The organism is Pseudomonas sp. NPDC096925 (assembly GCF_044762545.1).
Classification (GTDB): Bacteria; Pseudomonadota; Gammaproteobacteria; order Pseudomonadales; family Pseudomonadaceae; genus Aquipseudomonas.
The window spans coordinates 479,182-491,102 of record NZ_JBIWEM010000002.1 but is presented as its reverse complement, the minus strand read 5'-3'; the positions used below and the strand labels follow the sequence as shown (position 1 = coordinate 491,102).

Sequence of the window (11,921 nt, the reverse complement as noted above, 5' to 3'; positions counted from 1 at the left end):
GGATCAGATACCCCAGAGAATCTGCACACCCCAGACGAAGTAAGCGAACATCGCAACGCCGCATACCGCCTGGAACAGGAAACGAATCGCAGTTGCCGACTTGCCGAACGACATTGGCGTCAGGTAGTCGGTTGCAATGGTCCACATGCCGACCCAGGCGTGAGCGCCCAGGGCAACGAGGGCCAGCAGACTGAAGATCCGCATCGCGTTGTTGGAGAACAGACCATGCCACTGGGTGTAGTCGATGCCTGGGTGGGCGACCACGTAGCCGATCAGGAAGAGGAAGTAAGCCGCGAGAACGACCGCAGAAACGCGCTGCGCCATCCAGTCATAGAGGCCCGAACGCGACAGGTTCGTGACATTGGTTACCATACCCAAACTCCCACCAGAACGATCAGCACCACGGAGATGACGATCACGATTTTCGAGCCCAGCTTGCCGCCTTCCAGCGTCTCACCGATACCCATGTCCATGATCAGGTGACGTACACCTGCCACGAGGTGATAAAGCAGGGCGGATAGCAGGCCCCAGGTCACGAATTTGGCCAGCGGGCTGGTCAGACACGCCTTCACCTCACCAAAGCCTTCCTCGGAACCCAGCGACTTGCCCAGTGCATAAAGCATGATGGCAAGGCCGAGGAACAGGATGACGCCGGAGATACGGTGCAGGATGGACGTGTACGCAGTGACGGGGAGCTTGATGGTCCTTAGGTCTAGGTTTACAGGTCGTTGGCTTTTCACGGCTTTTTTCACACTGAAGAGCCCCTAGCGAATCAGGGCAAAGTTGTTGGTAAGTGTACTGGTCAGGTACCCACCACCCAGGGAACGGCGACCCCCAGCAGTTCGGGCTTGCAAGCCCCTGGCGGTCGGGTTGCGAGTATAGACAGTTAGGCTGCTTATGACAACGTGAGGGGGTAGCCCAAATAGCGCATTGCCTTTAACGGACAAAAGGCGTAAATGGGCGAGAATTTCGTGAAAAATCAGGCCTCAATGCCTGTTTCAACAAGCCTTTAGGCAAATTGACATCTGAATTTATCCCTCTATAGTGGTGCGGGCCCTGCGTGGGGGGTCTGTCTGATGATTTCAAGCATTAATAGGAGGCCACATGGCTGACAAAAAAGCGCAGTTGGTCATCGAGGGCGCTGCCCCCGTCGAGCTGCCCATTTTAACCGGCACCGTTGGTCCTGATGTAATCGACGTCCGCGGGTTGGGGGCCACTGGTCACTTCACCTTCGACCCTGGTTTCATGGCGACTGCCTCGTGCGAGTCGAAGATCACCTACATTGACGGCGACAAAGGTATCCTGCTGCACCGCGGCTACCCGATCGAGCAGCTCGCTGAAAAATCCGACTACCTCGAAACCTGCTACCTGCTGCTCAACGGCGAACTGCCGAATGCCGAGCAGAAGGCCCAGTTCGTCAGCACCGTAAAGAACCACACCATGGTTCACGAGCAGCTGAAGTCCTTCTTCAACGGCTTCCGCCGCGACGCTCACCCGATGGCGGTGATGTGCGGCGTGGTCGGCGCCCTGTCGGCGTTCTATCACGACTCCCTGGACATCAATAACCCGCAACACCGCGAAATTTCCGCGGTGCGCCTGGTCGCCAAGATGCCGACCCTGGCCGCGATGGTTTACAAGTACTCCATGGGCCAGCCGATGATGTACCCGCGCAACGACCTGTCGTACGCGGAAAACTTCCTGCACATGATGTTCAACACCCCGTGCGAGATCAAACCGATCAGCCCGGTGCTGGCCAAGGCGATGGACCGGATCTTCATCCTCCACGCCGACCACGAGCAGAACGCCTCCACCTCCACCGTTCGCCTGGCCGGCTCGTCGGGTGCCAACCCGTTCGCCTGTATCGCCGCCGGTATTGCCGCACTGTGGGGCCCGGCCCACGGCGGTGCGAACGAAGCGGTCCTGACCATGCTCGATGAAATCGGCGATGTCTCGAACATCGACAAGTTCATCGCCAAGGCCAAGGACAAGAACGACCCGTTCAAGCTCATGGGCTTCGGTCACCGCGTGTACAAGAACCGCGACCCGCGCGCCACCGTGATGAAGCAGACCTGCGACGAAGTCCTGCGCGAGCTGGGCATCAAGAACGACCCGCAGCTGGAACTGGCCATGCGCCTGGAAGAGATCGCCCTGACCGATCCGTACTTCATCGAGCGCTCGCTGTACCCGAACGTCGACTTCTACTCGGGGATCATCCTCAAGGCAATCGGCATTCCGACCAGCATGTTCACCGTGATCTTCGCCCTGGCACGTACCGTGGGCTGGATCTCGCACTGGAAAGAAATGCTCTCCAGCCCGTACAAGATCGGCCGCCCGCGCCAGCTGTACACCGGCGAGCAGAAGCGCGACATCGTTGCGCTGCAGGACCGCAAGTAAGCTTTACTGGCCGAACGCAAAAAGGCTGCCCTCGGGCAGCCTTTTTTATTCCTCCTGTGCCGACCTCTTCGCGGGTAAACCCGCTCCCACAGGGCCTTCACAGACCCGGAGGATTGTGAGAACCCTGTGGGAGCGGGTTTACCCGCGAAGAGGCCAGTACAGACAGTACAAAGCCTCAGTTTTTCTCAGCCCGCTCCCGCAACCCTTTCAGGGTATTGAACGGCGCATCCACCACGAACTTGTTGGCCACCATCGCCGGCACGCTACCACCTGGCTCGGTGTGTACCTGATAGGTCACCTCCGTGCTGTCGCCCTTGGGCACCAGTTTCCAGAAGCCTTCGACCTTCGCCACCCGCACAAAGCCCTTCTCTTCCGGGATGTAGGTCGGCTCTTCCTTCAGGTTGCGTACCAGGCTGCCATCAGCCTGCTTCACCGTGGTCACATGCAATACCGAGTCCCGCGGCGTCACCGGCCATGGCGTATTGAACTGGGTGTAGGTCCAGCTCTGGTCACCTTCATGCTTGAGCAGCTTCTGCGACTTGCACTCATGAATCCATTTGCAGGCACCTACCACGTCTTCCTGCAACGCCTGCACCTTGGCCAGCGGCGCCTTGATCACGGTGACGCCTTGATAGGCCTTGTACTTGGAACCGGCCACTTCACTGAGGGAAACCTTGATCCCCTCCTCGTCCTTGGCCACCTGCCAGCTTTCGGCCCAAGCCGCAGGCGACAGCAGAACACCCATGCCACACAGCAGAGCAATACGCTTGAACGATCTCATCATGTTTATCCTTGTTGTCGAAGATCCAGCCTGTCACGCCGCCGTCATCTGCTCCCACCAACCGAGAATCCTGATGGCCTCGTCACGGTCATTGCCGCACACCTCGACATCCGCCTTGAAACCGCCACACACCGCCGGCCGCTCGGGCTTGCCGAACAGGTCGCAGAGGTTGTCTACGGTCAGGTGCAGGCAGCGCTCGCCAGCCGGCTTGCCATTGGGCATGCGCGGCATCGCAGAGGTGATGGACGGGGCAATGCAGCAGGCACCACAGCCCTCACGGCAATTCATGGCTATTCACCAAAATCAGGACTCCCTGGAACAAAACGGGACGAACGTCCCTGGATAGTAACCGCTCAAACAGGCGTTTGAAATTGCTGGCACGATGAAATCTGCCATGACCCGGCAGTCAGTTCGCTGACTACTGGCGGTACTCGAAATCGATGGCCGCCCCTTCCACGTCGCGACGGCTGTCATTGCGCAGTTGCAGCTGCATTTCGTTGCTGATCAGCCGACCATTGAGCTGGAACGGGCTGTCATCGGCCTCTGGCTTTTCAGTGAACATGGGCGGCAGCAAAGGTTTACGTCGCTGGATCGGCGCAAGGCTGCCCACATTCGGCTCCAGGCTATTGACCATATCGGCAGGCAGGCTGAGGTCGAGCTTTGCCTTGGGCAACGGCTGGGCAACCTCTTTGCTCACGGGCTTGCGTGCCGGCCTGGCCTTGCTGTTGCCGGCTTTCCTGGCCGCCTGCTTGTGCGCTGGCTTGGCTGCGGCTTTCTGCACCGGCTTGGCTTTCTGCACCGGTTTGGCCGCCTGCGCCTGGCCTGCCGGCTGCGCAGCCTGGGCAGCACCAGCCAGACTGCAAAGCGGTACAAGGCACAAGATCAGGGCAAAACGGCGCAAAGCATTCATGGCAAATGGACAGGCTGGCAGGAAAAGTGCGTATGCTCCCTGTTCCGCAGGCGCGTGGCAAGCCTACAAAAGCGCGGCCGCTGGCTCCCGGCACAATTGCTGGGCCAGCAGGCCGAGAGTGATCACCGCGCGCTCGGCTTCCTTGTTCCAAGGTATACCGCAATTAAGGCGGATGCAGTGGTTGAATTGCTCGGTGTTACTGAAGATCAGCCCGGGCGCAATACTGATGCCCTGCTCCAGCGCGCGCACATGCAGCTCCTGGGTGTTGACCCGCCCGGGCAGGCTCACCCACAGAATGAAACCGCCCGTCGGCCGGGTCATCTGGGTACCCTCGGGGAAGTGCTGCTGCACCGCCAGCTGATAGGCACTGAGGTTCTTGCGGTACTCCTGGCGGATGTAACGCAGGTGCCGGTCGTAGCCGCCATTCTCCAGGTAGGCCGCCACACCCATCTGCGTCACGCTGCAGGCCGAGTGGGTGGTAAAGGTTTGCAGGCGCTGGATTTCGTCCCGATAGCGCCCGGCAATCATCCAGCCTACGCGTACACCGGGGGACAGGGTCTTGGAAAAGCTCGAGCAATAGATCACCCGGTCCAGCCGGTCGAATGCCTTCAGCGCCTTGGTCTTGCCCTGCTCGAACATCAGCTCGCCATAGATGTCATCCTCGACGATCTGGATATCGAAGTCCGACGCCAGGCGCAGCAACTGCTTCTGTCGCTCCTCCGGGACGGTGCCGCCCAGCGGGTTGCTAAGGCGCGCAGTCAGCACCAGGGCCTTGATCGACCACTGATTGGCCGCCAGCTGCAAGGCTTCGAGGCTGATGCCGGTGGACGGGTCACTGGGGATCTCGATCACCTTCAGGCCCAGCAGGTCGGCCAGCTGCAACAGCCCGTAATAGGTGGGTGATTCGGCGGCAATCAAGTCGCCGGGACGGGTCAGCACGCGCAGTGACATCTGCAGCGCATCGACGCAGCCATGGGTCACGATCACTTCACGCGGGTCGACCAGCACGCCGGCATCACGCATGCGTATGGCGATCTGCCGGCGCAGCGGCTCGAAACCGGGGCTGAACATGTAGCTGAAGGCGCGCGGGCTGTGAAAGCGCGTCACCTTGGCAATCTGCTGGTGCAGGGCCCGGACCGGCAAGTAGTCGACGTGCGGCACCGCGGCGCCGAACGGGAACACGCCATCACGGCGAGCTTCGGTCAGTACCTGCTGGATGATACTGGCACGGGTGACCAGGCCGGGGCGCTCCACCCGGGCGATGTCCGGGGTCTGCGCAGTCAGGGCCGGGGTCTGGTGCACGTAGTAGCCGGACTGCGGCCGCGCACGGATCAGCCCCTGATCCTCGAGATTGGCATAGGCCTGCAGCACCGTGGCATGGCTGACATTGAGCTGGGCGCTCATCTTGCGCACGGAGGGTACCCGCTCGCCTGGCTGGTAGACACCGCGACGGATGTCATCGGCCAGTTGCTGGGCGATACGCTGGTACAGCAACAGGTTGGTCATGGCTTGATCTCGACGCGCGGACTGGCTCGTTATTCTTGTGTAGCTCACTGACAGTAGAGAATACCGTAACAGTTGCAAAGTGTACTGGGACAGATCGCAGGATAGTCAACAATACAGTTGCGTGACAGCTATAGAAACGATCAAGCCCGGCTAGCCCGACGAAAAGCCGGGGCTGCTTCGCAGCCCCCTTTTCACATGATTCAGCGCGCTGGCGCCAGCTTGCCCTTGTCATCGGAGAACACGATCTCCACGCGGCGGTTCTGCGCCCTGCCCCGCTCCGAGGCATTGGCCTCGATCGGGTACTGGTCGCCATACCCCTCGACCTGCAGGCGCTTTTCGTCGATCCCCAGGTCCACCAGCATGTCGGCCACGGCCTGCGCCCGATCACGGGACAGCTTCAGGTTGTCCTCCGCCGGGCCGGTGCTGTCGGTATAACCCTCGATCCGCACTACCCGGCGCGGGTTGAGCTGAAGGAACTGCACCAGCTTGAGCACGGTACGGCTGGCCGAGTTCTTCAGGTCGGCACGACCGGTGTCGAACAGCACGTCACCCAGGGTCATCACCAGGCCACGGTCGGTCTGCTCCGAGGCCAGCGCGGCAATCTGCGACTCGATCCACTTGCCCTGCTGCTGCACACTGGCCAGCTTGGCCTCGCGCAGGGCCAGCTGCAGGCGCTGGCGCTCCAGGTCGAGCTTGGCCTGGCGTTCCTGATTCAGCGCCAGCTTGGCATGCTCGCTGGCAATCTCGCTGTAACGCTGGCTCAGGTAGGCGTAATGGCGCACGTCGGCACCGGTGCCGATATAGCTGGACAGGCGCTCGGCGCGAGCCAGCGACTCGCCTGCGCGAATCACGTCACGCGGTGCGCTGCGCAGCACATCGGAATCATCCTTGACCTTCTGGAAGGCTGCGGTGGCTTCATCCAGCGCTGCGCTGCTGCGCTGGCTGGCGCAACCTTGAAGACCTGCCGACAGCGCCAGCACTGCCAGCGCAGCCAATGGCATGCGACGGATCATGGCTGCACCTCCAGCTGCTTGCGCAGGCGCTTGACCCGCGACTGCAGCAGTTGCAGCTGCTCTTCGCTCTTCTGGTTCAGCACCTGGGCCTCGGCCAGGCGCGCATCCAGCTCGGCCTGCTCGGCACGCATGCGCGCGTCGCGGTAGTCTTCGGTGAGCATATTGGTCTTGGCCCGGGCCAGCTTGTCTTCGGCCAGCTTGAGCGCTTCGACCTGTTCGGTGGCACCGACGGCCCTGGCCTGCTCCAGTGCCTGTTCGGAAATGCGCATCTGCTCGTTAGGGGCCGGATCGTTGGCGCAGCCAGCCAGGCCGAGCACGGCCAGGGCAAGGATTAGTGGTTGGGTTCTCACGCAATCTTCCTAGTGTTTGGGGGCGTCCGACGGCACCTGCAGCTGTGCTTTCCAGCGCTCGACATTACGTTGCAGCACGGCCTCGGACGCACCGGAGATCGGCAATTCTGTCAGTTTTTTTGCCAGTTGCCCACGCAACCAGCTGTCATTGCAGGCCGAGTTGTGCGACAGGGCCAGGTACAGGCCCGGCCGATCCACCGGCAGGCCGCGGGCGATCAGGTCATTGCTCATGCCCAGGCTCTGGACCATGGCCATGCCTGAATAGCGGCCAGCGAGCACATAATCCACCTGGCCGAGCACCAGTTTCTGGAACGCCTGGGTCAGGTTCTGTGCCGGCACCAGCTTCAGCTGGGCCTTGGCGAAAGCGGTAAAGGCCGGGGTCAGCCGCGCGCGCTCGGACAAGCTGCCCTGATACTGGGCCAGGTCCGCCGGGCCTTCGAAGACCAGTGTGGCGTCGTGGCGCGTCCACACCAGGTATTCGTTGAGCTGCAGGGGTGGGTGGAGGTAGTCCAACGCGGTCAGTTGCTCCACCTGCATGGGGGTGTCGAGCAGCAGGTCCATGCGCCCGCTACGCACTTCTTCCAGCGCCTGGTCACGACGGCCGGCGTTCAGCACCTCCACCTTCACGCCCAGCTCGCCAGCCACCTGGCGCAGCAGGTCGACGTTGGCGCCGATCAGGTGTTTCGGGTCGCTCGGGTCTTGCCATGAATAGGGCGGCGCATCGGGGCTACCGGTTGCCACCAGGCGTTCGCACTTGCCTGCCGCCATGACCAGCGGCGACACCAACAACGCCGTGCATGCCAGCACCCTGCCTGCTTTACGCAGCACCATTGCTCACTCCTTGTATTGCTTGGCCTGGCCCAATCGCCGGCAAGCCAGCTCCCGCAGGCACAGCGCCGCCCTTGAGAACGGTGCTGTACCTGTGGGAGCTGGCTTGCCGGCGATTGGGCCGGAACAGACCACAAAAAAAACCCGGCCCCCTGTACGAGGGCCGGGTTCTTTATAAGTGAAGCAGGCGGATCAGACCAGCTTTTCCAGCTCCGGAACCGCTTCGAACAGGTCAGCGACCAGGCCGTAGTCGGCTACCTGGAAGATCGGCGCTTCTTCGTCCTTGTTGATCGCCACGATCACCTTGGAGTCTTTCATGCCGGCCAGGTGCTGGATCGCGCCAGAGATGCCGACGGCGATGTACAGCTGCGGCGCAACGATCTTGCCGGTCTGGCCGACCTGCATGTCGTTCGGCACGAAGCCGGCGTCGACGGCGGCGCGCGAAGCACCGACGGCAGCACCGAGCTTGTCGGCCAGGCTGTACAGGTGCTTGAAGTTGTCACCGTTGCCCATGCCACGGCCGCCGGAAACGACGATCTTGGCAGCGGTCAGTTCTGGGCGGTCGGACTTGGCCAGCTCTTCGCCAACGAAGGCCGAAATGCCGGCGTTGTGGGCAGCGCCGACGGCCTCGATGGCAGCCGAACCACCTTCAGCGGCCACGGCGTCGAAGCCGGTGGTACGCACGGTGATGACCTTGATGGCCGCGCTCGATTGCACGGTGGCAATGGCGTTACCGGCATAGATCGGGCGCTTGAAGGTGTCGGCGGACTCGACCGAGATGATCTCGGAAATCTGGTCCACATCCAGCAGCGCAGCAACGCGCGGCAGGATGTTCTTGCCATTGGTGGTGGCCGGGGCCAGCACGTGGCTGTAGCCCTTGGCCAGCTCGACGATCAGCGGCGCAACGTTTTCCGGCAGGACATGGGCGTAGGCAGCATTATCGGCAACCAGCACCTTGGCCACGCCAGCGATCTTGGCAGCAGACTCGGCAACGCCGCCCACGTTCTGGCCAGCGACCAGCACGTGCACATCACCACCGATCTTGGCGGCAGCGGCAACAGTGTTCAGGGTGGCCGGGGCTACGGCACCGTTCTCGTATTCAGCGACAACCAGGATAGTCATTTAGATTACCTTCGCTTCGTTCTTCAGCTTCTCGACCAGTTCGGCCACCGATTTGACCTTGATACCCGCGCTGCGGGCAGCCGGGGCTTCAACTTTCACGGTCTTGTTGGTGGAGGCGAGGGAAACGCCCAGCGCGTCTGGAGTGACGGTCTCCAGCGGCTTCTTCTTGGCCTTCATGATGTTCGGCAGCGACGCGTAGCGCGGCTCGTTCAGGCGCAGGTCGGTGGTGACGATGGCTGGCAGGTTCAGCGCAACGGTCTGCAGGCCGCCATCGATTTCACGGGTGACGTTCAGCTTGTCGCCCGCCACTTCCACCTTGGAGGCGAAGGTGCCTTGAGCGTAGCCGGTCAGCGCAGCCAACATCTGGCCAGTCTGGTTGTTGTCGCTGTCGATGGCCTGCTTGCCGAGGATGACCAGCTGCGGCTGCTCTTTGTCGACAACGGCTTTCAGCGCCTTGGCCACGGCCAGGGAGTTCAGTTCGTCAGCGGCCTCGACCAGGATGGCGCGGTCGGCACCCAGGGCCAGGGCGGTACGCAGCTGCTCCTGAGCAGTGGCCGGGCCGACGGAAACGACGACGATCTCGGTCGCAACGCCCTTTTCCTTCAGGCGTACGGCTTCTTCCACGGCGATTTCGCAGAAGGGGTTCATGGACATCTTGACGTTAGCAAGGTCGACGCCGGAGTTGTCCGCTTTGACACGAACCTTGACGTTGTAGTCGACCACTCGTTTGACAGCTACAAGAACCTTCATGGATTCCTCGTTACTCTCCGGTGAATAGATAGTCGCCTGGGGCTGAGCCCTGCGATGCGCGTGGGTACAAGGGCACCTCTAAAAACGTACCGGGAGGCGGTAACTTCACAGTGACCGAACAGTCTTGTCCGGACTCTTGCGACAAATACTCACGGGTCATTTTCTGTCGTGGCGTGTAAACTCCACTACAAACCGGCCCAAGGCCGCAAAACCCTGCTCCACACCTGGTCTTTAGAGGTGTACCTGCGCCCGGCTGCAAGCCTACGGCGAACGTAAAACCGCTCGTATCTTGACCGTAACACCCAATCCGGTCAATACGGCAAATCGGTCACCCTCCAGCCGCGCTCCTGTGATTTTACTGGCCTGCGGCAAATTCAAACAAACGTTTGTATTGGACCCGCCAAGTGGTGTAGATATAATGCGCGGCCAAGACAAAACGGTGTAGTCCGTCATTTGCCCAGCTACAGTTCCGCCGTTGCGTAGAACCGCTGCGAATGCCCCCGCGCACCCATAAGACAAAGCAACAGCACGAGCCTTGATGAGTAGGAGAGAACCAGTGGAACGCGAATACATGGAATTCGACGTGGTCATCGTCGGCGCCGGCCCGGCGGGCCTGTCCGCCGCCTGCCGCCTGAAGCAGAAGGCCGCCGAAGCCGGTAGCGAAATCAGCGTCTGCGTGGTGGAAAAAGGCTCTGAAGTCGGCGCCCACATCCTCTCCGGCGCGGTGTTCGAACCCCGTGCCCTGAACGAGCTGTTCCCCGACTGGAAAGCGCTCGGCGCGCCGCTGAACACCGAAGTGAAGCGCGACGACATCTACGTGCTCAAGGATGCCGGCAGCTCGACCAAGGTGCCTGACCTGTTCGTGCCCAAGACCATGCACAACCAGGGCAACTACATCATTTCGCTGGGCAACCTGTGCCGCTGGCTGGCCCAGCAGGCCGAGAACCTGGGCGTGGAAATCTACCCGGGCTTCGCCGCCCAGGAAGCACTGTTCGACGACAACGGCGTGGTCCGCGGCATCGTCACCGGTGACCTCGGTGTCGACCGTGAAGGCAACCCGAAGGACGGCCTGTACACCCCGGGCATGGAACTGCGCGCCAAGTACACCCTGTTCGCCGAAGGCTGCCGTGGCCATATCGGCAAACAACTGATCAAGCGCTTCAACCTTGACAGCGAGGCCGACGTCCAGCACTACGGCATCGGCCTGAAGGAAATCTGGGAAATCGACCCGGCCAAGCACGAGCAGGGCCTGGTGGTGCACACCGCTGGCTGGCCGCTGGACGTGATGGCCAAGGACAACACCGGTGGTTCGTTCCTCTATCACCTGGAAAACAACCAGGTAGTGGTCGGCCTGATCGTCGACCTGTCCTACGCCAACCCGTACCTGTCGCCGTTCGACGAGTTCCAGCGCCTGAAGCACCACCCGGTGATGAGCCAGTACCTCGAAGGCGGCAAGCGCATCAGCTACGGTGCCCGTGCCATCTGCAAGGGCGGCTTCAACTCGCTGCCGAAGATGGTATTCAACGGTGGCGCGTTGATCGGCTGTGACCTGGGCACCCTGAACTTCGCCAAGATCAAGGGCAGCCACACTGCGATGAAGTCTGGCATGCTGGCCGCCGAAGCAGTGGCTGACGCACTGATCGCCGGCAGCGAAGGCGGTGACCAGCTGAACGGCTACGTCAGTGCCTTCAAGGCCAGCTGGCTGTACGAAGAACTGTTCGCCAGCCGCAACTTCGGCCCGGCCATGCACAAGTTCGGCCCGCTGCTGGGCGCGGCGTTCAACTATGTGGACCAGAACTGGTTCGGCGGCAAGCTGCCGTTCACCCTGCACGACACCAAGCCGGACTACGCCTGCCTGAAGCTGGCGGCCGAGTCGCAGAAGATCGACTACCCGAAACCGGACGGCAAGCTCAGTTTCGACAAGCTCAGCTCGGTATTCCTCTCCAGCACCAACCACGAAGAGGAACAACCCTGCCACCTGAAGCTGACCGACCCGAACGTGCCGATCGCCAGCAACCTGCCGCTGTACGACGAGCCGGCCCAGCGCTACTGCCCGGCGGGCGTGTACGAAGTGGTCACCCAGGAAGACGGCAGCAAGCGCTTCCAGATCAACGCGCAGAACTGCGTGCACTGCAAGACCTGCGACATCAAGGACCCGGCCCAGAACATCACCTGGGTCACCCCTGAAGGCGCTGGCGGGCCGAACTACCCGAACATGTAAGGCCGCTGCTCTTGCGCTAACGAAAAGCCCCCGGTTCTCACGAGCC

13 protein-coding genes are annotated in these 11,921 nt (G+C 61.6%); 2 read left to right on the top strand and 11 right to left on the bottom strand.

All coding sequences use genetic code 11. The features are described from left to right. Positions 1-3 precede the first annotated feature (3 nt). Both sdhD and sdhC read right to left on the bottom strand, forming a co-directional pair. The gene (sdhD, locus tag ACIQYU_RS08225; protein WP_003254214.1) at positions 4-372 is read right to left on the bottom strand and encodes a succinate dehydrogenase, hydrophobic membrane anchor protein; all 369 of its coding nucleotides are present in this window, start codon (positions 370-372) and stop codon (positions 4-6) included. Next, positions 366-752 carry a succinate dehydrogenase, cytochrome b556 subunit gene (gene sdhC, locus ACIQYU_RS08220; protein WP_012315350.1) on the bottom strand — a complete coding sequence of 129 codons (387 nt, stop codon included), beginning with the start codon at positions 750-752 and terminating at the stop codon, positions 366-368. Before sdhC ends, sdhD begins: the two co-directional genes overlap by 7 nt. 352 nt (positions 753-1,104) lie before the next feature. Here sdhC and gltA point away from each other — a divergent pair, with 352 nt between their 5' ends. Beyond that, the gene (gltA, locus tag ACIQYU_RS08215; RefSeq protein ID WP_013973445.1) at positions 1,105-2,394 is read left to right on the top strand and encodes a citrate synthase; all 1,290 of its coding nucleotides are present in this window, start codon (positions 1,105-1,107) and stop codon (positions 2,392-2,394) included. Positions 2,395-2,569: 175 nt separating this feature from the next. Here the strand turns inward: gltA and ACIQYU_RS08210 are convergent, their stop codons facing one another. The 9 genes from ACIQYU_RS08210 to ACIQYU_RS08170 all read right to left on the bottom strand — a co-directional run bounded on the left by ACIQYU_RS08210 (position 2,570) and on the right by ACIQYU_RS08170 (position 9,654). Then, positions 2,570-3,175, bottom strand: coding sequence for an START domain-containing protein (locus ACIQYU_RS08210; protein ID WP_402798928.1), 606 nt, complete (start codon positions 3,173-3,175; stop codon positions 2,570-2,572). 33 nt (positions 3,176-3,208) lie between these two features. Then, entirely contained in the window at positions 3,209-3,463 is a 255-nt protein-coding gene (locus ACIQYU_RS08205) for a YkgJ family cysteine cluster protein (RefSeq protein WP_046615097.1), read from the bottom strand. A gap of 130 nt (positions 3,464-3,593) precedes the next feature. Next, the gene (locus ACIQYU_RS08200) at positions 3,594-4,085 is read right to left on the bottom strand and encodes a hypothetical protein (RefSeq protein ID WP_207830096.1); all 492 of its coding nucleotides are present in this window, start codon (positions 4,083-4,085) and stop codon (positions 3,594-3,596) included. Between the two features lie 63 nt (positions 4,086-4,148). Beyond that, positions 4,149-5,591 carry a PLP-dependent aminotransferase family protein gene (locus ACIQYU_RS08195; protein WP_063912722.1) on the bottom strand — a complete coding sequence of 481 codons (1,443 nt, stop codon included), beginning with the start codon at positions 5,589-5,591 and terminating at the stop codon, positions 4,149-4,151. A gap of 200 nt (positions 5,592-5,791) precedes the next feature. Beyond that, positions 5,792-6,604: an OmpA family protein gene (locus tag ACIQYU_RS08190; RefSeq protein ID WP_207830094.1), complete on the bottom strand. Its 813-nt coding sequence runs from the start codon at positions 6,602-6,604 to the stop codon at positions 5,792-5,794. Beyond that, complete coding sequence (locus ACIQYU_RS08185; RefSeq protein ID WP_063912724.1) at positions 6,601-6,954, bottom strand: DUF4398 domain-containing protein; 354 nt, start codon at positions 6,952-6,954, stop codon at positions 6,601-6,603. The genes ACIQYU_RS08190 and ACIQYU_RS08185 overlap by 4 nt, the downstream gene beginning before the upstream one ends. 9 nt (positions 6,955-6,963) lie before the next feature. Continuing rightward, positions 6,964-7,785, bottom strand: coding sequence for an ABC transporter substrate-binding protein (locus ACIQYU_RS08180; RefSeq protein WP_207830092.1), 822 nt, complete (start codon positions 7,783-7,785; stop codon positions 6,964-6,966). Between the two features lie 189 nt (positions 7,786-7,974). After that, positions 7,975-8,904, bottom strand: coding sequence for an electron transfer flavoprotein subunit alpha/FixB family protein (locus ACIQYU_RS08175; RefSeq protein ID WP_013973453.1), 930 nt, complete (start codon positions 8,902-8,904; stop codon positions 7,975-7,977). Then, positions 8,905-9,654, bottom strand: coding sequence for an electron transfer flavoprotein subunit beta/FixA family protein (locus ACIQYU_RS08170; protein ID WP_207830090.1), 750 nt, complete (start codon positions 9,652-9,654; stop codon positions 8,905-8,907). A 538-nt stretch (positions 9,655-10,192) separates the two neighbouring features. Here ACIQYU_RS08170 and ACIQYU_RS08165 point away from each other — a divergent pair. After that, entirely contained in the window at positions 10,193-11,875 is a 1,683-nt protein-coding gene (locus ACIQYU_RS08165; RefSeq protein WP_207830088.1) for an electron transfer flavoprotein-ubiquinone oxidoreductase, read from the top strand. The last annotated feature ends 46 nt before the right edge of the window (positions 11,876-11,921 follow it).